26 protein-coding genes are annotated in these 25824 nt (G+C 64.2%); 16 read left to right on the top strand and 10 right to left on the bottom strand.

The features are described 5' to 3' along the window. Positions 1-16: 16 nt before the first annotated feature. Genes AC6JA3_RS13900 through AC6JA3_RS13890 form a run of 3 tightly spaced genes read right to left on the bottom strand, consistent with a single transcriptional unit; the run spans position 17 to position 2150 of the window. Positions 17-652 carry a TetR/AcrR family transcriptional regulator gene (locus tag AC6JA3_RS13900; RefSeq protein ID WP_347783555.1) on the bottom strand — a complete coding sequence of 212 codons (636 nt, stop codon included), beginning with the start codon at positions 650-652 and terminating at the stop codon, positions 17-19. Further along, complete coding sequence (locus tag AC6JA3_RS13895; RefSeq protein ID WP_081733354.1) at positions 649-1392, bottom strand: ABC transporter permease; 744 nt, start codon at positions 1390-1392, stop codon at positions 649-651. The genes AC6JA3_RS13900 and AC6JA3_RS13895 overlap by 4 nt, the downstream gene beginning before the upstream one ends. Before the next feature lie 8 nt (positions 1393-1400). Continuing rightward, on the bottom strand, positions 1401-2150 hold the full coding sequence (locus AC6JA3_RS13890) for an ABC transporter ATP-binding protein (protein WP_026547307.1): 750 nt from the start codon (positions 2148-2150) through the stop codon (positions 1401-1403). A gap of 464 nt (positions 2151-2614) precedes the next feature. Between AC6JA3_RS13890 and AC6JA3_RS13885 the strand changes: the two genes are divergently transcribed. Then, positions 2615-4426, top strand: coding sequence for a proline--tRNA ligase (locus tag AC6JA3_RS13885; RefSeq protein WP_347783553.1), 1812 nt, complete (start codon positions 2615-2617; stop codon positions 4424-4426). Then, on the top strand, positions 4423-5220 hold the full coding sequence (locus AC6JA3_RS13880; protein WP_026541534.1) for a sulfite exporter TauE/SafE family protein: 798 nt from the start codon (positions 4423-4425) through the stop codon (positions 5218-5220). Before AC6JA3_RS13885 ends, AC6JA3_RS13880 begins: the two co-directional genes overlap by 4 nt. Before the next feature lie 8 nt (positions 5221-5228). Here AC6JA3_RS13880 and AC6JA3_RS13875 read toward each other — a convergent pair whose 3' ends face one another. The 4 genes from AC6JA3_RS13875 to AC6JA3_RS13860 are packed head-to-tail and all read right to left on the bottom strand — an operon-like array spanning position 5229 to position 9136. Next, positions 5229-6005 carry an aspartate dehydrogenase domain-containing protein gene (locus AC6JA3_RS13875; protein ID WP_347783552.1) on the bottom strand — a complete coding sequence of 259 codons (777 nt, stop codon included), beginning with the start codon at positions 6003-6005 and terminating at the stop codon, positions 5229-5231. A gap of 3 nt (positions 6006-6008) precedes the next feature. Beyond that, complete coding sequence (locus tag AC6JA3_RS13870) at positions 6009-7031, bottom strand: aminoglycoside phosphotransferase family protein (protein ID WP_091550597.1); 1023 nt, start codon at positions 7029-7031, stop codon at positions 6009-6011. A 35-nt stretch (positions 7032-7066) separates the two neighbouring features. Then, the gene (locus AC6JA3_RS13865) at positions 7067-7795 is read right to left on the bottom strand and encodes a VIT1/CCC1 transporter family protein (RefSeq protein ID WP_026541537.1); all 729 of its coding nucleotides are present in this window, start codon (positions 7793-7795) and stop codon (positions 7067-7069) included. A gap of 51 nt (positions 7796-7846) precedes the next feature. Beyond that, a complete protein-coding gene (locus tag AC6JA3_RS13860) occupies positions 7847-9136 on the bottom strand; it encodes a DUF4439 domain-containing protein (RefSeq protein WP_497920167.1) in 1290 nt (429 codons plus the stop codon). Positions 9137-9166: 30 nt separating this feature from the next. On the opposite strand from AC6JA3_RS13860, the gene rimP reads away from it, so the two are divergent. The 6 genes from rimP to AC6JA3_RS13830 all read left to right on the top strand — a co-directional run bounded on the left by rimP (position 9167) and on the right by AC6JA3_RS13830 (position 15475). Continuing rightward, positions 9167-9778, top strand: a complete 612-nt coding sequence (rimP, locus tag AC6JA3_RS13855; RefSeq protein WP_026541538.1) for a ribosome maturation factor RimP — start codon at positions 9167-9169, stop codon at positions 9776-9778. Continuing rightward, complete coding sequence (gene nusA / locus AC6JA3_RS13850; protein WP_026541539.1) at positions 9778-10758, top strand: transcription termination factor NusA; 981 nt, start codon at positions 9778-9780, stop codon at positions 10756-10758. The genes rimP and nusA overlap by 1 nt, the downstream gene beginning before the upstream one ends. 197 nt (positions 10759-10955) lie before the next feature. Beyond that, on the top strand, positions 10956-11297 hold the full coding sequence (locus AC6JA3_RS13845) for a YlxR family protein (RefSeq protein WP_223945063.1): 342 nt from the start codon (positions 10956-10958) through the stop codon (positions 11295-11297). Positions 11298-11449: 152 nt separating this feature from the next. Continuing rightward, positions 11450-14326: a translation initiation factor IF-2 gene (infB, locus tag AC6JA3_RS13840; RefSeq protein WP_026541541.1), complete on the top strand. Its 2877-nt coding sequence runs from the start codon at positions 11450-11452 to the stop codon at positions 14324-14326. Between the two features lie 77 nt (positions 14327-14403). Then, the gene (rbfA, locus tag AC6JA3_RS13835; protein ID WP_091550594.1) at positions 14404-14907 is read left to right on the top strand and encodes a 30S ribosome-binding factor RbfA; all 504 of its coding nucleotides are present in this window, start codon (positions 14404-14406) and stop codon (positions 14905-14907) included. Positions 14908-14992: 85 nt separating this feature from the next. After that, positions 14993-15475 (top strand): nucleoside deaminase, encoded by a 483-nt coding sequence (locus tag AC6JA3_RS13830; RefSeq protein WP_026541543.1) that lies wholly within the window; start codon positions 14993-14995, stop codon positions 15473-15475. A 27-nt stretch (positions 15476-15502) separates the two neighbouring features. Here AC6JA3_RS13830 and AC6JA3_RS13825 read toward each other — a convergent pair whose 3' ends face one another. Continuing rightward, on the bottom strand, positions 15503-16657 hold the full coding sequence (locus AC6JA3_RS13825) for a pyridoxal phosphate-dependent aminotransferase (protein ID WP_497920165.1): 1155 nt from the start codon (positions 16655-16657) through the stop codon (positions 15503-15505). Positions 16658-16691: 34 nt separating this feature from the next. Here AC6JA3_RS13825 and truB point away from each other — a divergent pair, with 34 nt between their 5' ends. The 8 genes from truB (at position 16692) to AC6JA3_RS13785 (ending at position 24391) form a co-directional block, all read left to right on the top strand. Beyond that, positions 16692-17621, top strand: a complete 930-nt coding sequence (gene truB / locus AC6JA3_RS13820) for a tRNA pseudouridine(55) synthase TruB (protein ID WP_026541545.1) — start codon at positions 16692-16694, stop codon at positions 17619-17621. 2 nt (positions 17622-17623) lie between these two features. Continuing rightward, positions 17624-17977, top strand: coding sequence for a hypothetical protein (locus AC6JA3_RS13815; RefSeq protein ID WP_026541546.1), 354 nt, complete (start codon positions 17624-17626; stop codon positions 17975-17977). Between the two features lie 2 nt (positions 17978-17979). Then, positions 17980-18426 (top strand): hypothetical protein, encoded by a 447-nt coding sequence (locus AC6JA3_RS13810; protein WP_026541547.1) that lies wholly within the window; start codon positions 17980-17982, stop codon positions 18424-18426. An 88-nt stretch (positions 18427-18514) separates the two neighbouring features. Continuing rightward, the gene (locus AC6JA3_RS13805) at positions 18515-19498 is read left to right on the top strand and encodes a bifunctional riboflavin kinase/FAD synthetase (protein ID WP_026541548.1); all 984 of its coding nucleotides are present in this window, start codon (positions 18515-18517) and stop codon (positions 19496-19498) included. Between the two features lie 159 nt (positions 19499-19657). Continuing rightward, complete coding sequence (rpsO, locus tag AC6JA3_RS13800; RefSeq protein WP_026541549.1) at positions 19658-19927, top strand: 30S ribosomal protein S15; 270 nt, start codon at positions 19658-19660, stop codon at positions 19925-19927. 238 nt (positions 19928-20165) lie between these two features. After that, the gene (locus tag AC6JA3_RS13795; RefSeq protein WP_026541550.1) at positions 20166-22418 is read left to right on the top strand and encodes a polyribonucleotide nucleotidyltransferase; all 2253 of its coding nucleotides are present in this window, start codon (positions 20166-20168) and stop codon (positions 22416-22418) included. A gap of 89 nt (positions 22419-22507) precedes the next feature. Next, positions 22508-23851 (top strand): M16 family metallopeptidase, encoded by a 1344-nt coding sequence (locus AC6JA3_RS13790; RefSeq protein WP_026541551.1) that lies wholly within the window; start codon positions 22508-22510, stop codon positions 23849-23851. A gap of 78 nt (positions 23852-23929) precedes the next feature. Further along, positions 23930-24391 carry a DUF1579 family protein gene (locus AC6JA3_RS13785; RefSeq protein WP_026541552.1) on the top strand — a complete coding sequence of 154 codons (462 nt, stop codon included), beginning with the start codon at positions 23930-23932 and terminating at the stop codon, positions 24389-24391. Between the two features lie 3 nt (positions 24392-24394). On the opposite strand, the gene AC6JA3_RS13780 is transcribed toward AC6JA3_RS13785, so the two are convergent. Both AC6JA3_RS13780 and moaA read right to left on the bottom strand, forming a co-directional pair. Further along, positions 24395-24661: a MoaD/ThiS family protein gene (locus tag AC6JA3_RS13780; RefSeq protein ID WP_026541553.1), complete on the bottom strand. Its 267-nt coding sequence runs from the start codon at positions 24659-24661 to the stop codon at positions 24395-24397. Between the two features lie 4 nt (positions 24662-24665). Beyond that, entirely contained in the window at positions 24666-25805 is a 1140-nt protein-coding gene (gene moaA / locus AC6JA3_RS13775) for a GTP 3',8-cyclase MoaA (protein WP_497920164.1), read from the bottom strand. Positions 25806-25824 lie beyond the last annotated feature (19 nt).

The raw sequence follows: 25824 nt of genomic DNA, 5'->3' as shown, positions 1-25824 counted from the left end.
CCTCGGCCCACTCACATCAGCCGTCCCCACCTCCGCATAGCCTTGTGGGGGAGTCCAAGGGACCGGTGAGGTAGCGCTGGAGGGTGGGTGCCACCAAGCGCACCACGTCCTCGGGATCGGCGGAGGCCAAGGGTTCGAGCCGTATTACGTAACGGACCAGCATGAGCCCCACAACCTGCGTGGCCACCAGATTCCCCCGCAGCCGCAATTCCGCGGACGGTCCCGGCATGCCGGCCATGATGCGCGACAATATTGTCCGCTCCACCATTCCGCGCAGCAATGCGGTCTTCGACGTCGAGCCGATGGTTCCACGGACGAAAGCGACCAATCCGTGCTGTGCGGGGCTTTCCCACAGCCGGAGCACCGCCCTGGCAATTGCCTCGGCCCTCGCCGCAGGGTCCATGGTTTCGACGTCGGCCAGCACCTCGGCCGGGTCGGCGGGCAATTCTACGCAGGCGGCAAAAAGCTCGTCTTTACCGCCGAAAAAGTGGTGCACCATGGCCGGGTCAACCGATGCTTCACGGGCCACCTGACGGAGGCTGGTCCCATCGAATCCTTGCTCGGCGAACAACTTCCGCGCCGCAGCAAGGATGCCCTCCCTCGAGTGGTCACCGGCGCTTCGGCGCCCCCGCCGTGCTTGGGGCAGGTTCATCGGGTCTGCCTGCGCAACGTCAACGAGGCCAGGACGAGGACACCCACCACGATCCCGCCCATCACCGCGGCGTCTTGCCACATCGCCGCAGTTGCTTCGGTGTTCCCGGCAATTTCCTTTAGTGCATCCACGGAAAACGTCAGCGGCAGGACCCCTGAGATCCGTTCCAGGACCTGGTTCATGTCCTCACGGGCTACGAACAAGCCGCACAGCAGGATCTGCGGGACCACTACTACGGGCATGAACTGCACTGCTTGGAACTCGGTGCGGGCAAAGGCCGAACACAGCAGGCCCAGGGCCACGCCGAGCACGGCGTTGATGACGGCAATCAACACCACGAATCCCGGACTCCCCTTGATGTCGAGGTTGAAGATCCAGTAAGCCACAGCCGTTGCCACCACGGACTGCAGCGCGGCCATGATGGAGAAGGCAACCGCATAGCCGAACAGGAGATCGGCCTTGTGGATGGGAGTGGTCAGCAGCCTCTCCAACGTTCCGGAGGTCCGTTCGCGGAGCATGGTGATGGAGGTGACCAGGAACATCACCACGAACGGAAAGATGGCGAGCATCATCAGCCCCACGCGGTCGAAGGTGCGTGGAAACCCCGGTGGCAGGTTTTCGTTTTCGAAGAGGAAGTAGACGGCTGCGAGCAACAGCGCGGGGACCACGAGGATGAGGCCGACGCTGCGGTGATCGTGCCGCAGCTGTCCAAGGACACGGGCGGCCGTGGCAAAGGTCATGCGGGGGTTCATGAGGCCACCGGACTTTCTTCCTGGCCGCGGTCAGCGGCTTTGATGATGGTCAGGAACGCCCGTTCCAGATCGCTGTTGTGGCCGCGTTCAGCCAGTTCAGCGGGAGTGAGTTGGGCCAGGAGCAAGCCCTCGCGCAGCAGGAGCAGTGAGGAGCAATGTGAGGCTTCTTCCATGACATGGCTGGAGACGACCAACGTTGTACCGGAGGCCGCCATTCCCGCGAAGCGCTCCCAAAGTTCGGCCCGCAATACGGGATCAAGGCCCACCGTGGGCTCGTCCAGGATCAACAGCCGGGGATGTGCCACCAGTGCGCAGGCGAGCGATACGCGGCTGAACTGCCCGCCCGAGAGGTCCGCGGCCTTGCGCCGCGCCAGGGATGTGAGCCCGACGGCGGCAATCGCCCCGGCAGCATCCGCCGCTGTTGCGTTGTGCATGGCGCCGAAGTACCGGACATTGGCTTCGACGCTCAGGTCCGCATAGACGCTGGCACCCTGGGTGACGTATCCGACGTCGTGCCTGAGCGCGGGACTGCCGGCAGGCAGCCCGAGGACCGACAGGGTACCGCGCGTCGTCTTTTGCACACCGACGATGGCCCGCATCAGGGTGGTTTTGCCGCTGCCGGAAGGGCCGAGCAGGCCCGTGATCCGTCCGGAATCGACCGAGAAGTCGAGGCCGTGGAGAATGGCGGTCCGCCCACGCGAGACGTGGAGGCCACTGGCAGTGATGGCTGTCGTAAGCGGCGGCATGCGGGCCTCCCGTAGGCTCCAGAAATTCACCAACTGATGAATTAACGGTAAATCCGCTGCCCCGGGCCAGTCAATGGTGGCTCGACCGGATGGCCAAATCCTTGAAAATGTGTCCGCGATCACATAGGTTCTACCCAAGCCGTGTCGTTGGGGTGCGGGTGGCAGAGGGGGACTCATGAACATGACCTTGACGGGCGTCCTTGGCGCCCATGCCGCCCGTGAGCTCGGCAGTGACCCATGCTTCCCAGCCGCAGTTGATCCCGTTCCGCTGGAGGGAACGGCGATCTAGTCCCAGGACAGAGTCTGCGGCCGGCCGGCCGTTGAGCCACGCCATCGCAGGATGACCAGCCCGTCGCGGCCAGGGGCTTCCACATGCGAGGGCGTGGCTCTTCTGTGTGAGGGCAGACGGTAGATTAGTAGACAGTTGTTTTTGCCACATCTGCCATAGAAACGGATACGTACCCGTGGTCCTTCGCCTTTCCCAGTTATTCCTGCGCACCCTGCGTGAAGATCCCGTTGACGCCGAGGTCGCCAGCCACAAGCTCCTGGTCCGTGCCGGCTACATCCGCCGCGCGGCTCCCGGCATTTACACGTGGCTGCCGCTGGGACTGAGCGTCCTGCGGAAGGTCGAAGAGATCATCCGCCAGGAAATGGCCGCCATTGGTGCCCAGGAGGTCCACTTCCCGGCCCTGCTGCCCCGTGAGCCCTACGAAGCCACCAACCGCTGGACCGAGTACGGCGAAGGCCTTTTCCGTCTCCAGGACCGCAAGGGCGCTGATTACCTCCTGGCGCCGACGCACGAGGAAATGTTCACGCTCCTGGTGAAGGACCTGTACTCCTCGTACAAGGATCTGCCGCTGAGCCTTTACCAGATCCAGAACAAGTACCGCGATGAAGCCCGCCCGCGGGCAGGACTCCTCCGCGGCCGCGAGTTCATCATGAAGGACTCCTACTCGTTCGACATCGACGACGCCGGCCTGGATGCAAGCTACGCCGCCCACCGCGGCGCGTACCTGAAGATCTTTGCCCGCCTCGGCCTGGACGTCATCCCCGTTGCCGCCACCGCAGGCGCCATGGGTGGATCCAAGAGCGAAGAGTTCCTGTTCCCCACCGAGATTGGCGAGGACACGTTCGTGCGCTCTGCCGGTGGTTACTACGCCAACGTCGAGGCCGTGACCACCGTGGTTCCCGAGGAGATCGACTTCAGCAACGCTCCGGCCGCCGAAGTACTGGACACTCCGAACACGCCGACCATCGATACCTTGGTGGAGGCTGCCAACCAGTTGGCTCCCCGCAGCGGGTCCGACGCCGGCGCCTGGACTGCCGCCGACACGCTTAAGAACGTTGTCCTTGCCGTGACGCTTCCCACGGGTGAGCGCCAGATCGTCGTGATCGGCGTTCCCGGCGACCGCGGGGTGGACCTCAAGCGCGTGGAAGCCAACATTGGCTCCCACCTGCCCGTTGCCGGTGAAATCGGCCTTGAAGCTGCCAACGAAGAGGACCTCAAGAAGCTGCCGTGGCTGGTCAAGGGCTACATCGGCCCCGGACTGTCCCTGAACGAGCCCGTCCTTGGCCTGGAAGGTACCTCGAAGGTGTTGTTCCTGGTGGACCCCCGCGTGGTTTCCGGTACCAGCTGGATCACCGGTGCCAACGCTGATGGCAAGCACGTCTTCGGGCTTGTCGCCGGACGCGACTTCACCTGGGACGGCGTCATCGAGAGTACCGAAGTCCGTGCCGGCGACCCCGCCCCGGACGGATCCGGTCCGCTGGAGACCGCCCGCGGCATCGAAATGGGCCACATCTTCCAGCTTGGCCGCAAGTACGCCGCCGCGCTGGACTTGAAGGTGCTGGACCAGAACGGCAAGCAGCAGGTAGTCACCATGGGTTCCTACGGCGTCGGTGTCACCCGTGCCGTGGCAGCCTTGGCTGAAGCCAACCACGACGACCGGGGTCTGGTGTGGCCGCGCTCCGTGGCTCCGGCAGACGTCCATGTGGTGGCCGTCGGCCGCGGGGATGAGATCTTCGACGCCGCTGAAAAGCTCTCCGCCGAGCTCGAAGCTGCCGGCCTGGATGTCATTTTCGATGACCGTCCCAAGGTATCTCCCGGCGTGAAGTTCGGCGACGCCGAGCTCGTTGGCGTGCCCACCATCCTGGCCGTTGGCCGGGGACTGGTGGACGGTGTTGTGGAAGTCAAGGACCGCCGCAGCGGCGAATCGGAGAACATCGCGGTGGACAAGGCCGTGGATTACGTGGTCAACGCCGTACGAAACCGGTGATTTCCGGCTTCGAATCAATCCAGCTCACCACTCTCATCCTGATTGTGGTGGCTGGATTCGCCGCCGGCTGGGTGGATGCCGTGGTAGGGGGCGGGGGACTGATCCAGCTCCCCGCCCTGCTGCTGGTTCCAGGCATCACGCCGGTTCAGGCTTTGGCCACCAATAAGATGGGGTCGATTTTCGGCACCACTACCAGCGCCGTGACGTACTACCGGCGTGTGGGACCGGACCTCAAGACGGCTGTGCCCATGGCGGTCATCGCGTTGGCGGGAAGCTTCGGCGGAGCCATCCTGGCTGCATCGCTGCCGGCCAGCGTGTTCAAGCCCATCATCGTGGTGGCATTGATCGCCGTCGCCGTTTTCACAGCATTGCGACCCAGTGCCGGTGAGCTGACTGCCCTCAGGCACGACGGCCATAAGCACTACGTCGTAGCCTGCCTCATCGGTGCCGTAATTGGCTTCTACGACGGCCTCATTGGCCCCGGCACCGGCTCTTTCCTGGTGATCGCCCTGGTTTCGGCCATGGGCTACGCCTTCCTCGAAGCCAGCGCCAAGGCCAAGATCGTCAATATGGCCACCAACGCCGGCGCGCTGATCTTCTTTCTTCCCCACGGCTCTTTGCTATGGGGCGTGGGGCTTGTCCTGGGCCTTGCCAACATGGCAGGTGGCTATCTTGGCGCCCGCACCGCCGTAGCCCGGGGCAGCGGTTTTGTGCGCGTTGTGTTCCTGATCGTCGTGGCGGCGTTGATCATCAAGCTCGGCATGGACGTCTGGAATGAGAACTTCGCCGCCTGATTCCCGCGTCAGATAAATGTTCCGCTGGCGTTGGCCAGCGACTTCAAACCGCGGACGACGGCGTGGGGAACCAAAGCGCTCGACGCCGGGTTGCCGGGGGATGCCTCGTTGGTGACACAGATATCAAACGTACCCAGGCTGGTTTCGGCAACCACATGGTGGGCGGTCCGGTGTGCGGCAGGATCCGCAATGAGGACCGCCTCCACCACGTCCCAGCTGCCTGCTGCCAGGGCGAGCGCGGAGACCACATTGGTGGATTTGGGGAACGCCTTGATCAGTTCGGCCGGCCCGCCCCGCAGAAGCTCCAACGGGCCGGTAGTTCCAATGAGCCGTTCCTTGGTCCCGCCGTCCATCCAGGGCTGCACCAAGGCTGCGGGAAGTTTCCGCGATTTCAGGGTGATGCGGTGGATGGTTCCTCCTGCGCGGGCGGCCGTGATGGCGTCCAGTCCGCCCAGGGCGCCGGTGGTGAGGTAAGTCCGGCCGGGACCTCCCTCCAGCAGGGTGGTACGCAGCACGGGTTCGCATAATGCACCGATCGAAGTTACCAGCAGGTCTTTGCCGGCCCTGATGGTGCGTGGCCCGAACTCGGCAACTGCGGCGACGCCTGCGCATTCGACCACCACATCAGCGGACTCCAAAGCGTCGGCGAAACTGAAGCCGGTACCTGCATCGCCGTGGGGCACCACTCCGGTGAGGCTGACGCCAGGGGCGGTCCCGGCGTCTAGCAGTTCGGCGATGCGCGAGCCGATGGCCCCGGATCCGATCAGTGCAACTCCAAGTGCCATGGCCTAGTCCGCGGAGGCGCCGGGATCAGGGAGATCATGGGGCTTGGGGAGGTCGCCGAGGGTTTTGCCGGTGAGAGTACTTGCGACCCACAGGGAACGGGCAAGGTCTCCGAAGTGGCGCGGGCTGGACGCATATCCGAGGGCGTTCTCCACCTCCCGGGCAACACTCCACTGCCGGGCGGCCTCCGGATCCAGCCCGGCAGCGACGCTGAAGTCGTGGCAGCGCTCCCTCAAAGCCTCTTGCGGAGCGGTGCGGGAGAGGTCCTGGATCCGGTTCCACAGAACCGGTGCGACGGCGAACTCGGCCTCGCCGATCTGTGGCTGCGGATCTATGGCCAGGTAATCGCCACGCGATGCCCGGTTTTCCGCGGGGACAGCAAGGATGTTCATGAAGTGAAGATCAGTGTGGACCAGCACATCCGTGCCGGAACGACGACCCACGGCGCCGCGGGTCTGGCACACTTCCAAGGCAGCTTCAAGGAGCCATCGTGGGAAGGGACGGTCCAGGCGTTCCCATTCCGCCGGCAGCTCATCGGTCCACCGCTCGGCTGTTGCGGCCACATGGTCAAACGCCCGCCATTCAAGGCGTTCGTCGGGTTGGATGGAGAGTTGTCTCATGACCGCGCTCCAGGCGTCCCGCGCGTGGTCCATGGGAGCGTCCTGGAGCCAGCCGGAGGCGTCCAGCCGTTCAAGGAGCAGGGAGCAACTGGACGCATCTGCTGCCACCAGGTCCACTGCGCCGTGGCCATCCCAGAGCGCCAGGGCGTGGCGTTCCACCTGTGCCTCGTCATGCGGGAACGCGATCTTCAGGGCCAGCGGCACGCCGTCCCGAAGGACAGGAACCACCAAGGCCCCATGGCCGTTCCAGGGTTCGGAGCCGGGTGCGAGGTCTACTGAGAGATTCCACCGGTCCAAGGCGCCGGCGACGAGCCCCGGAAGGCTGGCCAGCCAGTCACGCCCCGCGGAGTCGCGGTTGTACCGGGCGTGGAGGTCGCCCGGAATCGGAATGATCGCGTGAAGGGTCACGCGATCAGCCTAACTCTGCGGGCTGGCCGCGGACCCTAGAAAACGCCGCTGGCGCCCAAGAGGGTTCCAATGGAGAACGTGGCAGCCAGGGCAAGGGCGCCGCCAAGCACCACCCGGAAGGCCGCACGGAACCGGGGAGCGCCACCAATCCATGCGCCGACTACTCCTGTGATCGCCAACGCCAGCAGTACGGCCGCAAATGTCAGCGGCACCCGCAACTCCGGCGGGGGCAGGAGGATGGCCAGCAGTGGCAGTATGGCTCCCAACGTGAACGCCACCGCAGAAGCCAAAGCCGCGTTCCATGGACTCACGATGTCGTCCTGGTGGATGTTCAATTCCGCCGAAAGGTGGGCGGCCAGGGCGTCGTGTTCAGTCAGTTCTTCGGCTACCGTCCGTGCTGTCTTCGCACTGAGCCCCTTGGATTCGTAGATGGCGGCCAGCTCGTTGAGTTCGTCCTCGGGCTGCTCGGCCAGTTCCCTGCGTTCCTTCTCGATCAGGGCCTTCTGGGTATCACTCTGGCTGCTGACTGAGACGTATTCACCCAAAGCCATGGAAATGGCACCACCCACCAGGCCGGCAGCGCCGGCGGCAAGGATGTTGCCGGTGTTGGTGGAGGCGCCGGCCACGCCTACCACGATCGCGGCAACGGACACGATCCCGTCATTGGCGCCCAGGACCCCGGCCCGCAACCAGTTCAACCGGTGCGCCAGGTCATCCCGGTGGGGTTCGTTCTCGTGCACGGTGGCGGTGTCGGTGGAAGCCATGCTCCAAGCCAAGCACCGGGGGAGGACGTTGGCCAGCATGGATAGGCTGGCCTATCCGGCCCGGCTGGGAACGTCCTTACTGGTGCCGGGCGTGTTGGTGCCGGGCGTGGTGGTGCTGGGTGTGCTGGTGCTGGGCGTGTTGGTGCCAGCCGTGCTGGTGCTGGGTGTGCTGGTGCTGGAAGCCGGACCCGACGCCGGACCGGGCGCGGGCAACGGCGGCAAGTCCCCGGCGTCGAGCGCCAGCCCGGGCAAGGCCGGAACATCCGCGCCCCATCCCAGGCTCCTGCGGGCAGCGGCCAGGAGCCCGTCCACGGCCCATGCCCGGGTTTCAGCCGTGGAGAGTGCAACGAGGTCGCCCAGCACCGGAAGCGCCGAGGTTTCCAACGCTGCCAACGCGCTGGCGGGGTCCTTGGTGAACTGTCCCGGAAGCCTGTAGCCGGCTTCGGTGGCTGGTACGTCCCCGCAGTTGGCGCGGGTCAGCGCCTCCACTTGCTGGAGCAACACTTCGTGGTCTGCAAGGGCTTTGACGGCGGTGCGGGCGGCTGCGGCGTCCAGCCGTTTCAGTGCCACCTGGTAGGCGTAGACGGCTTCCTGGTGCATGCGGACTGTTGCGGCCAGGGCTGTGTCTGTAGTAGCGGACTCCGGCTCCGGTGTGGGGCTTGCCGAGGGGCAGGACGCGGCGGGCGGTGTTGCGGCGGGCGGCGTTGCTGCAGACGGTGTTGCTGCAGGGGCCTGCGATGCCGGTGGCGTGGGGACCGGTAATTCCCAGGCGCCGGCCAGCTTTTCAGCTTCCAGCACTTGCGCGGATCCGACGGCGGCGAGAAGCCGCGCGATGCCGCCGTCGGACTCGCGGGCATCGGCCAGGCGCTGCGTGCCGCTGGCGCCCAGCTCGGCAATGAAGGCGGCACGGGTGCTGGAACCGGCTGTGGCCTCCGGTGAAACAGGAGGTCCGGTGGGCGTGGCTTCCGGGACCACCAGGAGGGCCTGAGCCTGGGTTGTCAGCAATGTCACAGCGTCCGCGAGGGCCGCCCGAGACGCATCCGAAGCGCCTTGTGGAGGCAACGCGGCCGCGGATTCACGAAGCCGCAGGGTGTCCTCCAAAGCTCTGGCCCGGGCCGTTTCGGAGAAGGGAACCACCGGGGGAGTGCCGGAATCACGCGGAATAAGCACGATTCCGGTCCCTGCCACGAGCAACGCCACCAGGGCAATAAGCAGCACCCGGCCCCAGGGCGGTGTTCGTCGTTGTTCGCTTGTCTCCCCATTCACAACAGACCATGGTGTCACGTGGGCGGCGAAGTCCGTGCACCATGTTCCCGGGAAAATCGTTAGGCTAGTAGTCACAACAACATCTATCGGGAGGCGGCGGGCAACGTGAGTGACTCGGAAGCCACGACTTCAACACACCGTTCTGAATCCAACTCAACGGCCACCATCCACAACCCGGAAGAAAGCAGGCTCAAAGCCCTGCTTGAACCGGCTGTCCTTGCCAGCAGGCTCTACCTCGAGGATGTTTCCATCCACGTTGCCGGTTCCCACCGCACTGTCCACGTCGTCGTGGACTTGCCGCAGGAACAAACCGGCGGTGTCAGCCTTGACGCCATTGCCGAGGTCTCGCGCGGACTGTCCGATATCCTGGACAACGATCCCCACGATGACGGACGCCCGTATGACCTCGAGGTTTCTTCTCCGGGCGTCAGCCGCCCGCTGACCGAACCGCGGCACTGGCACCGGGCCCGTGGACGCATGGTCCGGGTCAACGTGATCCAGGGGGAGAACCTGCTGGGACGCATCGCCTCCGTGGAGGACGACGGCGTGACGCTGATCCCTGAGCATGAAGTCAAAAAGGGCATGAAGCCCAAGCAGGGCGACCCCATCACTATTCCTTTCGACAGGATCCGCCAAGGAAAAGTCGAGATTGAATTCAGCCACCTCCACGAGGCTGCGCTGGAAGACGAGCACAACGGACCTTCTGAGGAGGCCTAATGGATATTGACATGAGCGCACTGAGACTCCTGGAGCGTGAGCGTGAAATCCCGCTGGATCTCCTGATTCCCACCATCGAGCAAGCCTTGCTGGTGGCGTACCACAAGACGCCCGGGGCCTTCGAGAAGGCGCGCGCGGAGTTGGACCGCAAGAGCGGCCACGTGACCATCTGGGCCACTGAGATCGACGACGACGGCGAGCCCATCGGCGAGTTCGAGGACACCCCGGCCGGGTTTGGCCGCATCGCGGCCAGCACGGCACGCCAGATCATCCTCCAGCGTCTTCGCGACGTGGAGGACGACAACGTGCTGGGCGAGTTCAAGGGACGTGAAGGCGAGCTCGTGGCCGGCATGATCCAGCAGGGCAACAACCCGCACATGATCCAGGTCAACCTCGGATCGGTGGAGGCACTGCTGCCGCCGCCCGAGCAGGTCCCCGGAGAAAAGTACCTCCACGGAAGCCGCCTGCGTGCCTTCGTGGTGGATGTCCACCGCGGTGCCAAGGGTCCTTCCATCACGCTTTCCCGCTCGCACCCCGGGCTGGTCCGCAAGTTGTTCGAAATGGAAGTTCCGGAAATCGCCGACCACTCCGTGGAGATCGTTGCCCTGGCACGTGAAGCCGGCCACCGTACAAAGATCGCGGTGAAGGCCAATGCGCCCGGCATCAACGCCAAGGGTGCATGCATCGGCGAAATGGGTTCGCGGGTCCGGGCCGTCATGACTGAACTGAATGACGAAAAGATCGACATCGTTGACTTCAGTGACGACCCCGCAACCTTTATTGCCAACTCGTTGTCGCCCTCACGGGTGAATTCGGTCACTATCACTGACGAGGCAACCCGCTCGGCCCGTGTAGTGGTTCCCGATTACCAGCTTTCCCTGGCCATCGGCAAGGAAGGCCAGAACGCCCGGCTCGCGGCAAAGCTGACCGGCTGGCGCATTGACATCATCTCCGACGCCGCTCCGGTAAAGGTCGACTAGCGCCTTGGCCGGCGGCTGATGCCGCCGGTTCCGCGCCGCGCTTGCGGTGCCCTTGGTTTCGGGAGACCGGCGGCTGGGGGCTAGAATAGATGGAACCGGGCTTACCTCCGGTATCCGCGCGCTTTGGCGTGCCCCAGCTGCATGTGCAGCAATGGGGCAAGCCGGGCGCCAGTAACGTAAGGCAGGTTGGACACGTCGTGGCTGAACTGCTTGAACACGGCCACGGGCCTGTTCGTACGTGCATCGGATGCCGGAAGCAAGGCTCCCGGTCCGAGCTTGTCCGGCTCGTCGCCCAAGGCAGCGGTTCGTCCGCTGTCCTGGTGGATGAACGACGCCGGATGGCTGGCAGGGGTGCTTGGCTGCACCCCAGCGAAAAGTGCTTGGCATTGGCGATCAAGCGGCGTGCTTTCGGAAGGGCCCTTGCGGGCGCTGCCGAAACGGACGCCGTCGAACGTTACCTGATGCGCGGCACGCCACTTGTGGAGGCCCAGGCCACCACGGGAAAACCGTCCAAACCTGAAAGCGGGTCAGAAAACTGATGGAAACCCGATGAGTTCCCAGCGATGAGTGCGTAACGATGACAACTTTGTTGCGCTCTGCAATGGGCCTTTCAATCGCGCAAGCGGCGAAGGCCCGCAGTAAGAAGTAGACGGTTCGTGCCTGGCTCGGTGCGGACCGAGACAGGAGAAATGTGGCCAAGGTCCGCGTACATGAGCTCGCCAAAGAGCTCGGTATTACTTCCAAAGATGCAGTAACCAAACTGCAGGAATTGGGCGAATTCGTTCGCTCCGCCTCGTCAACCATCGAGGCCCCCGTCGTGAAGAAGCTTCGCGACGCCTACCCGGGTGCCGGTGCCGCCAAGGCCGCCGCCCCCGCAGCCGCTCCGGCGGCCAACCGTCCCGCAGCATCCCGTCCGGCAGCTCCGGCTCCGGGTCCCGCAGCGCCGAAGGCTCCTGCCCCGGCACCTGCAGCCCCGGCTCCGGCAGCTCCCGCTCCGGCAGCACCTGCGGCCCCCGCAGCTTCGGCTCCGGCGGCACCTGCTGCTCCCGCGGCGTCCACTCCGGTTTCGGCCAAGCCCGGCGCCCGTCCTGCCCCCAAGGCAGAGACCCCGGCTCCGGCACGCCAGGGTGGCCAGGCTCCGCGTCCCGGCGGTCCCCGTCCGGGCAACAACCCGTTTGCTACCTCGCAGGGCATGCCCCGCGGCCGTGGTGGCGACGGAGATCGTCCGCCGCGTCCGGGCAACAACCCCTTCGCTCCGTCGCAGGGCATGCCCCGCGGCGAACGCCGCAACGACGGTGAACGTCCCGGTGGTCCACGTCCCGCGGCCGGCGCAGGCGGACCCCGTCCCGCAGCAGGTACAGGTGGCCCCCGTCCGGGTGCACCGCGTCCCGGTGCACCCCGTCCGGGCGCACCGCGTCCCGCCGGTGGTCCCGGTGCTGGAAACCGTCCTACCCCGGGCATGATGCCCAACCGCACTGAGCGTCCGGCTCCCGGTGGCGCAGGCCGTCCGGGTGGCGCAGGCCGTCCCGGTGGCGGACCCGGTCGTCCCGGTGGCGCACCTGGTGCAGGTACCGGTGGCGGAGCTCCCGCCGGCGGTGGCTTCGGCAAGGGTGGCCGCGGTCGCGGTGGCACCCAGGGTGCCTTCGGCAAGGGCGGCGCCGGTCGTGGCAAGCAGCGCAAGTCGAAGCGTGCAAAGCGCCAGGAACTGGAGCAGATGAGTGCTCCGTCGCTGGGCGGCGTATCAGTACCCCGCGGCGATGGCGAGACCATCATCCGCCTGCGTCGTGGTTCGTCCATCACGGACTTCGCCGAGAAGATTGACGCGAACCCGGCTTCGCTGGTGACCGTGCTGTTCCACCTTGGTGAAATGGCGACGGCTACCCAGTCCTTGGATGAGGACACCTTTGGCCTGCTTGGCGCCGAACTCGGCTACAAGCTCCAGGTTGTTTCCCCCGAGGACGAAGAGCGCGAGCTGCTGGACCAGTTCGACATCAACATCCAGGACGAACTCGACGCCGAAGGCGACGACGTCCTTGAGGCCCGCGCACCGGTTGTCACCGTCATGGGCCACGTCGACCACGGTAAGACCCGCCTGCTGGACGCCATCCGCAACTCGAACGTTGTGGCCGGCGAGCACGGTGGTATCACCCAGCACATCGGTGCTTACCAGATCAGCCACGTCCACGAGGGCACGGCCCGCGACATCACCTTCATTGACACCCCCGGTCACGAGGCCTTCACGGCCATGCGTGCACGTGGTGCCAAGGTCACCGATATCGCGATCCTGGTTGTCGCAGCCGACGACGGCGTTATGCCGCAGACGGTGGAAGCACTCAACCACGCCCAGGCAGCAAACGTGCCGATCGTCGTCGCAGTGAACAAGATCGACAAGGAAGGCGCCAACCCTGACAAGGTGAAGGGCCAGCTGACCGAGTACGGACTGGTTCCGGAAGAATACGGTGGCGACACCATGTTCGTTGAGGTCTCTGCACGCCAGAACCTCAACATCGACGAACTGATCGACGCTGTCCTGCTGACGGCCGATGCCGCACTGGATCTGCGCGCCAACCCGGACAAGGACGCTCGAGGCATTGCCATCGAAGCGAACCTGGACAAGGGCCGCGGTGCTGTTGCTACCGTCCTGGTCCAGTCCGGAACCCTGGCTGTGGGCGACACGATCGTGGCCGGTACGGCTCACGGCCGCGTCCGCGCCATGTTCGACGAGAACGGCGAGGCACTCGATGTCGCGCTGCCGTCCCGCCCGGTCCAGGTCCTCGGCCTGTCCAACGTGCCGCGTGCAGGTGACACCTTCCTGGTGACCCCGGACGAGCGTACGGCCCGCCAGATCGCTGAAAAGCGTGAAGCTGCCGACCGCAACGCCGCACTGGCCAAGCGTCGCAAGCGCATCAGCCTGGAAGACTTCGACCAGGCCGTTGCCGAAGGCAAGATCGATACCCTCAACCTCATCCTCAAGGGTGACGTGTCCGGTGCCGTGGAAGCCCTCGAAGACGCCTTGCTCAAGATCGACGTCGGAGACGACGACGTTCAGCTCCGTGTCATCCACCGCGGTGTGGGTGCCATTACGCAGAACGACGTCAACCTGGCAACGGTGGACAACGCCATCATCATCGGCTTCAACGTCAAGCCGGCCGAGCGCGTTGCTGAACTTGCTGACCGTGAAGGCGTGGACATGCGCTTCTACTCGGTCATCTACGCAGCAATCGATGACATTGAGATGGCTCTCAAGGGCATGCTCAAGCCGGAATACGAAGAAGTCCAGCTCGGTACTGCCGAGGTCCGCGAAGTCTTCCGTTCTTCCAAGTTCGGCAACATCGCAGGCTCGATCGTCCGCACGGGCATCATCCGCCGTAACACCAAGGCACGTGTCAGCCGCGACGGCAAGGTTATCGGTGACAACCTCACCGTTGAGACGCTCAAGCGCTTCAAGGATGACGCCACCGAAGTCCGTACCGACTTCGAGTGTGGTATCGGTCTTGGCTCCTTCAACGACATCACTGAAGGCGACATCATCGAGACCTTCGAAATGCGCGAGAAGCCGCGCGTCTAGGTTCCGTTTGGAGCGGGTCCGTCGGGTAGCCCCGGCGGACCCGTTCCGTCCCCGTTTCTACTTTCCAGGAGGAAGTCATGGCTGATCCCGCACGCGCTGCCAAACTGGCACAGCGGATTAAGGTCGTCGTCGCTGAGGCCCTCGGTCGCAGGGTCAAGGACCCGCGCGTCGAGTCCATCACGGTCACCGACGCCCGCGTCACCAATGACCTTCAGCATGCCACCATCTACTACACCGTCTTCGGTGATGAGGTAGCCCAGGCTGATGCTGCCCGCGCCTTGGAGAAGGCAAAGGGTGTGCTTCGGCAGGAAGTCGGCCGCAACATCACCGTCCGGCTGACGCCGACGCTTGAGTTTGTAGCGGACCAGATTCCGGTCAACGCCTCGAACCTTGAGGAGTTGCTCCGCGAAGCCAAGCGTCGCGACGCCGAGGTGGCGGCACTCGCTGCCAGCGCCAAGCACGCCGGCGAGGCCGACCCCTACAAGGGCGACGCCCCTGAGGACATCGATGAGGACGATTTCGACGAAGAGGACACTGATCTCTCCGGCGACAAAGAACTCGACGAAGACGCCAACCGCTAAAACCCTCAGCGTTTTTGTACAGCTAATGCCCCTAAGACTGCGTTTTAGGGGCATTAGCTGTACTCAAACTCGTTAGGATCGGAGCATGTCGGCGCACAGTGCTCAGCAACGTGATGAATACCTGAACCGCGCAATCAGGCTGGCGGTGAAAAACGTCGCCGACGGCGGTGGTCCTTTCGGCGCCGTCGTGGTCACCGCGGACGGCACCGTCCATGAGGGGGTCAACCGGGTCACCCGCGATCACGACCCCACCGCCCACGCCGAAGTGGTGGCGATCCGCCGGGCAGCGGCTGCAACGCAGCGGTTCGACCTCACGGGGTCTGTTCTTTACGCCAGCTGCGAGCCTTGCCCTCTGTGCTTGTCCGCCACCCTCTGGGCCAGGATCGGCCATGTCTACTTCGCGGCGGACAGGCATGGTGCCGCACGGGCAGGTTTCGATGACGCTGTGTTCTATGAATATTTCGCCGGGACCAGGCCAGAGCTGCTTCCGGTGGAGCACGCTGAGTTGCCGGCGTCAGGTGACCCGTTCGACGCCTGGCTGAACCACTCCCGCCGTACAGCGTACTGAGCCCCGGCGCCCTGAACCCACCGGAAACTAGACCCTGCGCGGGAGCCGGCTGACGCCGTCGAGCAGGTCCTGTTGCCCGCCGCAGACGGCGATGCGGATCCACCCTTCACCGATGGAGCCGAACGCTGTTCCCGGCGCGAAAGACACGCCTGATTCCGCCAGGAAGGCACGTACCCAGGTCCTGACGTCGCCGCCACTGACGTGGGAGACGTCTGCCCACAAATAAAACGCCCCCTGTGCTCCCAGAAACGGGATTCCCTTGGCAGAGAGCACAGCGGAGGCTGCATCGCGGTTGCTCCGGTAATGGTCACGTGCATGGGAAACGTAATCCTGGGGGCCAGTGAGCGCAGCCAAGGCGGCGTACTGGGAGGGCGAAGCCACGCAGGAGACGATCGACTCCATGACGTTGTTCATCTTCTGCTCCAGCCCGGGCGGGCAAACCAAGGCGCCGATGCGCAGGCCTGTCAGGCCGTACGTCTTGGACAGCGTCAAGGAAGTGAAAACGCGGGCTTCGCCGGGGATGTCGCTGTCAAAGCGGGCAGGACTGACATGCGGGACATCGAAAGTGAAGGCTTCATAGCACTCGTCCGAAATGATCCAGAGGTCGTGCCGGACAGCCAGCTCCACCAGCTGGCGCGTGGTCTCTTCGCTGATGACCGCGCCCAGGGGATTGGACGGAGAGTTCAGCATGATGACGCGCGTCCGTGGCGTAATGAGGGCTTCAATGTCCTCGATGTGCGGCTGGAAGTCATTCTGTGGATACAGCGGGTACTCCACCGGCACGGCGTGCAGGAGGCGGCTGGTCATGGCGAACGTGGGGTAGCCGGGATTAGGGATGAGGATCTCGTCCCCGGGAGCGAGGAGAAGGCTCATGGCGAAGTGCAGGCCCTGCTGGGCGCCATCGACCACATAGACCCGCTCCGGACCGATGTCCACGCCTTGCTGCTCCCGGAAGCGGGCTGCGAAGGCTGCGCGGAGTGCGGGAATTCCGGCGTTCGGTGTGTAATTGGTCTCGTCCCTGTCCAGGCAGGCAATGCCGGCGTCCAAAACGTGCCGGGGGAGTGCAAAGCCCGGTTCTCCAATACTGAGGACGATCGCTCCGGGGGTGGACCAGGCGGCTTCGGTGATCTCGCGGATCTGGTTCACGGGGACGTTGCGGACGTGCGGGGCAAGCTCAGGCATGGGAGCCATCCTAGCCACCCATATACTGGTAAGCGTGCTTTCTGGACTGGTAATCGTTGACAAACCGCAGGGATGGACCAGCCACGATGTGGTTGGCCGGATGCGGCGGCTGGCTGGTACCCGGAAAGTGGGGCATGCGGGAACCCTGGATCCCATGGCTACCGGTGTCCTGGTACTTGGCATCAACAAGGCCACGCGCCTGTTGACCTACATCGTGGGCACGTCCAAGACCTACACTGCCACCATCAGGCTGGGCGAAACCACCATCACCGATGACGCCGAAGGCGAGGTCACCGAAAGCCGGAGCGCGGCAGATGTCACCGATGATGGCATCGCTGCGGGCGTGGCCGCATTGACCGGCCCCATCCAGCAGGTTCCCAGCAGCGTCAGTGCCATCAAAGTCAACGGCGAACGCTCCTATGCCCGCGTCCGGTCCGGTGAGGAAGTAAAGCTTGCAGCCCGCCCGGTCACCATCCATCGCTTCGAAGTCCACTCGGTGGAAAGGGTCGACGGCGGCAGGGTAGTAGACGTCGATGTCACCGTGGAGTGTTCTTCCGGTACGTACATCAGGGCCTTGGCCCGCGACCTCGGCAATGACCTGGGTGTCGGCGGCCATCTCACCGCCTTGCGCAGGACGCAGGTTGGTCCGTACACCCTGGACCAGGCCCGCACCTTGGAAGAACTGGCAGAGGAACTGAACGTCCTGGAGATGTCCCAGGCGGCGCGGGCCCTCATGCCCAACCGGGAACTGACCGAGGAAGAAACCACGGAAATTTCCTTTGGCCGCCGTATTGCTGCCGGACCGGGAGCCGGAACGCAGGAGGCGGCAACGGCCGTGAACCCTGCGGCGGCGTTTGCGCCCTCGGGGGAGTTGGTAGCGCTGCTGGCTGATACCGGAAGCTTCGCCAAACCCGTCCTGGTCTTCGCTCCTGGAACCGGCTCCGGATCAGGGAAGGCGGAGTAACCATGGACGGATACTTCTATGCCATCCTGATCGTCGGATTGGTGTCCACCATCGTGTGCCTTGTAGCGGGCCTGATGAAGAAGGCCCCGAACGATCCCACCATCTACTCCGTGCTCGCCGTCGAATTGGTCCTCCTGGTCTATTTGGTGGGATCGATAGTCCGGGTAGCCACAGGCGAGCAGATTGCCGGTGAGGCCTGGGAGTTCTGGGGCTACCTCGCGACCGCCCTGATGATTCCCCTGGGTGCTGTCTACTGGGCCATCCTGGAACGAACACGCTGGAGCAACTTCGTCCTGGCCGCCGTGGGAGTAACCGTACTCGTCATGGGCGCCCGCATGAACCAGATCTGGTACTGACCTTGAAGGAAGAACGCAACGTGACTGGAACCGAGACCAACCCGGCCAACCCGCAGCGGAAGGACACCAGGAACACCGGACCTGGCCGCCTGCTGATCGCTGTGTACGCGGTGTTCGCGCTCTCCGCTACGGCTCGTGCCGGCTACCAGATCGCCACCAAGTTCGCAGAAGCTCCGTTGGCGCATATCCTGTCGGCGTTCGCCGCCGTCGTGTATATCATCGCCACCATTTCGCTGGCCAAGCCCGGCCGCACCTGGTTCAAGGTCTCCGTCGCCGCTGTCCTTACGGAACTTGTGGGAGTGCTGGTGGTGGGCGCAATGAGCCTCTTTGATCCCGTCGCTTTCCCCCATGACACTGTTTGGTCCCTCTTTGGCCGCGGTTATGGCTTCGTCCCGCTGGTGCTGCCGATCCTGGGCCTTCTGTGGCTGAACAAGCGCCGGCCGTCCTGAGTCAAACATCCCAGCGGGTAACCTTAGAATGTTCCGGCGCCGGGAGGTTGCCGGGCGCAATGAACATCTGCAGTAAAAGGCGAGGTTGATGGTCCACATCTGGAACGATCCCACCGAAGTCCCCAAGGACTTCGGACCTACTGTCGTTACCATCGGGAACTTTGACGGCGTCCATCGTGGCCACCAGCACGTTCTGTCGCAGTTGACCGATACAGCAAAGCGGCACAACATTCCCTCGGTAGCGGTAACGTTCGATCCCCACCCCGCGCAAGTGCACAGGCCCGAATCTGCCCCGGAACTCATCATGGGGCTCCAGGACAAACTTGAGGCCCTCGGCGATACCGGCGTGGATGCGGTATTGGTCATGAAGTACACCCTCGACCTTGCGGCAATGACGCCACTGGAGTTTGTCCAGGAGGTCTTGGTCGAAGGACTCCACGCCGCGCATCTCGTGGTGGGGCACGATCTCCGCTTCGGAGCAGGCAATGCCGGTGACGTCGTAACCATGCAGGAGCTGGGAGGCCGGCTCGGGTTCAGCGTCCAGGTAGTCAATGAGTATGGTGCAGGCGGCTCCCCGGTACACGACGACGGCGATGCCGACCGCCGCTGTTCCTCAACCTGGGTGCGGGAGGCGTTGTCTGAAGGCGACGTCGTAACCGCAGCAGCAGTGTTGGGCCGGCCCCACCGCATGCGCGGGGAGGTAGTCCACGGCGCTGCCCGCGGCCGGGACCTCGGATTTCCCACTGCCAACCTCTCCCACGACTCCACGGGATACGTTCCTGCGGACGGAATCTATGCCGGCTGGCTGATCGACCAGTCCGGGACGCGGTGGCCGGCGGCCATATCCGTGGGTTCCAACCCCACGTTCGATGGCGTCAGCCGTCAGGTCGAAGCCCACGTGATCGACCGGCCCGAGGAAAAAGTGGAGGACTTCAACCTCTACGGCCAAACCGTCGCCGTTGAATTCACCCAGCGCTTGCGGGGCATGGTGGCGTACACAGGGCCAGAGGCATTGGTTGAGCAAATGTGCCTGGATGTGGCCCAGGCCCATGAGCTCCTTGGCCGTGGCTAAGGGCATTTCGACAACACTGCCGGCCTGCCGGTAAACTGATGAGTGGATCCGGCTGCAGTCCGTGGCGGCTGGACCTGTTTTTGTGTGCGGCGACGCCACAAGGGCAACCCGTCAGCGAGGCGCTGCACCGGGAGGCACGGCACAACTCTAGGAGTTCACGTGGCACTTGAAGCCGCTGTAAAGCAGTCCATCATCAAGGAATACGCAACCTCTGAAGGCGACACCGGTTCGCCCGAGGTACAGGTTGCAGTCCTGACCCAGCGGATCAAGGATCTGACTGAGCACATGAAGGAGCACAAGCACGACTTCCACACCCAGCGCGGTCTGCTGGCCATGGTTGGTCGTCGCAAGCGCATGCTTACCTACCTGAAGAACACCGACATCGCCCGCTACCGTGCGCTCATCGAGCGTCTCGGCCTGCGTCGCTAGTCTGACTTTAGGGGCGGCCCGGTCCCTCACGGAACGGGCCGCCTACTTCACCAACAACTAAAAACAGGAATCAACCGCATCGCGCATTCGCGGTCCTCGGTAGTGATTCCCGGGAGCAACCGTTGACGGTTGGCCCGTGGATCTCGATCGATGACCGGGTGTCGTACAGGCCAGGAAAAAAGAAGAGGCCTGGGTTGATGCGGCGGACTTCCGCTAACAGAAACGGAGGTGACTCTCTATGGAGGGTCCCGAAATCCAGTTCTCCGAAGCCATTATCGACAACGGCCGTTTCGGCAAGCGCGTCATTCGCTTCGAAACCGGCCGCCTTGCCAAGCAGGCAGCCGGCGCTTCGATGGTCTACATCGACGAAGACACCGCGCTGCTTTCGGCAACCACCGCAGGCAAGCAGCCGCGCGAAGGTTTCGACTTCTTCCCGCTGACGGTTGACGTCGAAGAGCGTATGTACGCTGCCGGCCGCATCCCGGGCTCGTTCTTCCGCCGCGAAGGCCGCCCGTCCACCGAAGCCATCCTCGCTTGCCGCCTGATGGACCGTCCGCTGCGCCCCGCATTCGTCAAGGGCCTGCGCAACGAGGTCCAGATCGTCGTCACCGTCCTGGCGATCAACCCCGACGAGCTCTACGACGTCGTCGCGATCAACGCGTCCTCGATGTCCACGCAGCTTTCCGGCCTTCCGTTCTCCGGCCCGATCGGTGGCGTCCGCGTTGCCCTCATCGCCGACGAACAGGGTTCACAGTGGGTTGCTTTCCCGAAGCACTCCCAGCTCGAGAACGCCGTCTTCAACATGGTCGTTGCCGGCCGCATCACGGGCGACGACGTCGCCATCATGATGGTTGAAGCCGAAGCTACGGACAACTCCTGGAACCTCATCAAGGAACAGGGCGCCACCGCTCCTACCGAAGAGGTTGTTTCCGAGGGCCTCGAGGCTGCAAAGCCGTTCATCAAGGCACTCTGCGAAGCACAGGCGGACCTGGCTGCACGCGCCGCCAAGCCCACGGTTGAGTTCCCGGTCTTCCTGGACTACCAGGACGACGTCTACGCCGCTGTTGAAGCCGCTGCCGCCGACAAGCTGGCTGCTGTCTTCCAGATCGCGGACAAGCAGGAGCGCGACAACGCCTCCGACGAGCTCAAGGACGAAGTCCTGGGCGCACTTGCCGGTACCTTCGAAGGCCGCGAGAAGGAGCTGTCCGCAGCTTTCCGCTCGGTCACCAAGCAGGTTGTGCGCCAGCGCATCCTCAAGGACCAGATCCGCATCGACGGCCGTGGCCTGACGGACATCCGCCAGCTGACCGCCGAGGTAGAGGTTCTGCCCCGCGTTCACGGTTCTGCGATCTTCGAGCGCGGCGAGACCCAGATCATGGGTGTCACCACGCTGAACATGCTCAAGATGGAGCAGCAGATCGACTCGTTGTCGCCGGTAACGCGCAAGCGCTACATGCACAACTACAACTTCCCGCCGTACTCCACCGGTGAGACCGGCCGCGTCGGTTCCCCGAAGCGCCGCGAAATCGGCCACGGTGCCCTTGCAGAGCGCGCCTTGGTTCCGGTTCTGCCGACGCGTGAAGAGTTCCCTTACGCCATCCGCCAGGTATCCGAGGCCCTCAGCTCCAACGGCTCCACGTCCATGGGCTCGGTCTGTGCTTCGACCCTTTCCATGCTCAACGCTGGTGTTCCGCTGAAGGCAGCAGTTGCCGGTATCGCCATGGGCCTGGTTTCCGACCAGGTTGACGGCCAGACCCGCTACGCAGCGTTGACCGACATCCTCGGCGCCGAAGACGCTTTCGGCGACATGGACTTCAAGGTTGCCGGTACGTCAGAGTTCGTCACGGCCATCCAGCTGGACACCAAGCTCGACGGCATCCCCGCTTCCGTGCTGGCAGCAGCACTGAAGCAGGCCCGCGAAGCCCGCCTGCACATCCTCGAGGTCATCAACGCTGCGATCGACACCCCGGATGAGCTCTCCGAGTTCGCTCCGCGCGTCATCGCCGTCAAGATCCCCGTTGACAAGATCGGCGAGGTCATTGGCCCCAAGGGCAAGATGATCAACCAGATCCAGGAAGACACGGGCGCGGACATCTCCATCGAAGATGACGGCACGGTCTACATCGGCGCTACCAACGGTCCGTCTGCCGATGCAGCACGTTCCGCCATCAACGCCATCGCCAACCCGCAGGTGCCGGAAATCGGTGAGCGCTACCTGGGTACGGTCGTCAAGACCACCACCTTCGGCGCTTTCGTTTCCCTCACCCCGGGCAAGGACGGCCTGCTGCACATCTCCGAGCTCCGCAAGCTGGCCAACGGCAAGCGCGTGGACAACGTTGATGACGTCGTCTCCGTGGGCCAGAAGGTCCAGGTCGAGATCACCAAGATCGATGACCGCGGCAAGCTTTCCCTCTCCCCGGTTGTTGCCGAGGAAGAAGGCGCAGCTTCTGAGGACGCTCCGGCCGAGGCCGCTGAAGAGTCCGCAGAGTAGTCTGTAAGCAGTACACCCGGCGGGGCCGGTGGGCTTGAAAAAGCTCCACCGGCCCTTCCGGCCTTAACTTGAAAACCTGAAAGGCCTTGATGACTGTCGTACCCCTGCCGCTGGAGCAAACCCTTCCCGGTGGCGAATTGATCCATGGTGCCGAGGGCGGTTCCGTCGTTCGGCGCTCGGTCCTCCCCGGCGGAGTGCGCGTCCTGACCGAGGCAATGCCCGGCCAACGGTCGGCCACCATAGGGTTCTGGGTGGCAGTGGGTTCACGCGATGAAGCGGAGGGCCAGCACGGTTCCACCCACTTCCTTGAGCACTTGCTGTTCAAAGGCACCAAGCGACGCACCGCCTTGGAGATCGCTTCGGCTTTTGACGAGGTAGGTGGGGAGTCGAACGCCGCCACTGCGAAGGAAAGCACGTGCTACTTCGCCAGGGTCCTGGATACCGATCTCCCCATGGCCATCGACGTCATTGCCGATATGATCACCGGAGCGGTCCTGGATCCAGCTGAACTGGAGCAGGAGCGCGACGTCATCCTGGAGGAAATCGCCATGGACAGCGATGACCCCACAGATGTTGCGCACGAGAAATTCGTCGAAGCTGTCCTCGGCAAACACCCGCTGGCCCGACCCATCGGTGGAACGCCGGACGCCATCAAAGCTGTGGCCAGGGATTCGGTCTGGGCGCACTACCAGCGCTACTACCGTCCGGAGGAACTTGTCATCACCGCAGCCGGTGGGCTCGACCATGACGTGGTCTGCGACCTCGTCCTTGACGCCCTCACTGCCGCGGGATGGACGCTCGATCCCCAAGCTGCCCCGGTGAACCGCAGGGGAACCGAACGCGCTGTCATCAGCGGAACCTCGGGCCTCCACGTGGTCAAACGTCCCGTGGAGCAAGCCAACATCATTATGGGTTGCCCGACTATCGTGGCTACCGATGACCGCCGGTTCGTCATGAGCGTGCTTAACGCCGTCCTGGGTGGCGGCATGTCTTCCCGGCTGTTCCAGGAAATCCGTGAGAAGCGCGGCCTGGTGTACTCCACCTATTCCTTCACTGCCGCCTACGCAGACGCCGGGTATTTTGGCATGTATGCGGGTTGCACGCCGTCCAAGGTCCGACAAGTGCTGGACCTCCTGGGTGTGGAGTTGGAGAAACTTGCCAAGGAGGGCATCACGGAGGAGGAACTCCGCAAGGCTGTGGGACAGCTCAGCGGTGGAATTGTCCTGGCCCTTGAGGACACGGGGTCCCGGATGTCGCGGCTGGGCCGGGCAGAGTTGGTTTCCGGTGAGTTCCAGGACATTGACGAAACCCTTGCCCGGATCCAGGCTGTCACCGTTGAGGAAGTCCAGGAACTGGCCCGCGAACTCGCAGCGGCGCCCCGGACCATCACGGTGGTAGGTCCTTTCGAGGAAACCGAGACCTTCGGCCTCTGAATCTCTGGACTCACGCACTCTCAGCAGGGCAGCATGATCACACAGTGATGATGCTGCCCTGACTACGTAGGAGAGGCGATGAACCAGCCCCCAAGCGGCCAAGCTGCGGAGTTGCTGCATGACTTCCTCGGTCACTGGCGCGGCATCACCGAAGTTGCAGCCTCGCCGTGGGGGAGTGCCCGGACCGTGGAAGCGGAGGTGGTTTTCACCAAGGCCGCCGGCGGGTATGCAGTCGTCCAGAGCTACCGGCACCGGGAACCGGACGGCACGCATTTTGAAGGGCATGGCATGTTCACCGTTGACCGGGACCACGGGGATACTCTCTGGTACTACGTGGACAGCCTGGGGAGATCGCCCGCCAGCCCCGTCCGGGGGGCCTGGCACGAAGGGATCCTGACCCTGGACCGGAGGACTGCCGACGGCGTGGCCAGGCACACTTTTTGGGTTGAGGACGGGGTTCTGGTGCACACGGCCGATCTCCGGCTTGAAGGAACAGCCGATTTCAGCCCGTTGCTCAAGAGCGTCTTCAGGAAAGCTTGAGCCTTAACCGCCCGCGAAGGGCGGCAGGACGTCGATGACATCCTGGGCTCCCAGTGGTGCTGAACGGTCCCGCACCGCCACCTCATTGCGGAGGAAACTGCTCCGGGCCACGATGCGCTCCAGCGGGGGAGTCCCTTCCGGGGGCAGCGGACGTTCGACGGCGAGGGCGGCTTCCAGGAGCGCTTCCAGGCTGGTGCCTTCCGGGAGGAGGTGCACTTCTTCTTCGACCCCTGCGGCCGCGCGTGCGGCAGCGAAGTAACGGACAAGCAAGGATTCAGCCTCCGATTGCACTCATGCTGCGGTCCGGCTGGACGAAGTCCGCTGCGCCGAGACCGGTGTGGTCCATGCCGTGGGCCTTCGGCTTGACCCACATCGCGTCCTGCCAACGTTCCGCCAGTTGCTGATCCGTGGCCCCGCCACGAAGCAATGCCAGGAGGTCGAATTCTTCGCGGGAGAAGAGGCAGCTCATGATCTTGCCCTCGGCGGTGATGCGGGTGCGGCGGCAGTCGGCGCAGAAAGGCTCGGTGACTGAGGCGATGATGCCGACTGTACCAAGTACCGGACCGGTGGCTTCACCCGATGCCGTGTCCCGGCGTCGTACTTCGAATCGCTCGGCGGGGGCGCTGTCCCGTTCCCGGGGGTCCCGGCCCAGCACGAAGTCACGGGAAACCAGTTCGCGGATTTCCGCGGCCGTGATCATGTTGCGACGCGTCCATCCGTGATCGGCGTCCAGGGGCATTTGTTCAATGAAGCGGAGCTCATAGCCTCGGTCCAACGCCCAGGCCAGCAGGTCCGGTGATTCGGCGTCGTTGATTCCGCGCATCAGCACTGCGTTCAACTTGACCGGCCCCAAGCCGGCTGCCCAAGCGGCGTCGACACCGGCCAGGACGCGATCCAGGAAGGGCCGGCGCGTGAGTTGGGTAAAGGTTTCCTCGTGCAAGGAGTCGAGCGAGACGTTGATCCTTGTCAGGCCTGCAGCCTTCAGCGCCGCCGCTTTTTTGTCCAGCCCAACGCCGTTGGTGGTCATGGAGATGGGAAGGTCCGGATGATCAGTGCGGATTCCGGAAATAATGTCCACCAAGTCAGCGCGGACCAAGGGCTCGCCGCCGGTGAGCCGGAGTTCGCGAACGCCCAGAGAGTCAACACCGATGCGGACGATCCTGACGATCTCGTCCCTGGTCATCACGGCCTGTTTGGAGAGCCATTCCAGTCCCTCGGCCGGCATGCAGTAGGTGCAGCGCAGGTTGCATTTGTCCGTCAGGGACAGGCGCATATCGGTAGCCCGCCGGCCATAACGGTCCCACAAGCCCGCAGGCGTTTCCGCTGGCCGCGGCGGCGGTACGGGGACGCCACTTTCCTTGCTGCCGGCGGCGCCTGCCGGAGGGGGCACCGGCATTCCCAGCTGAACACTCATAAATTCAGGCTACGCCACC

The sequence above is a fragment of the Arthrobacter sp. TmtSoilC79 genome, from assembly GCF_059739405.1.
Note: the sequence above shows the minus strand (reverse complement) of the source record. Positions and strands in the feature narration are given on the sequence as shown.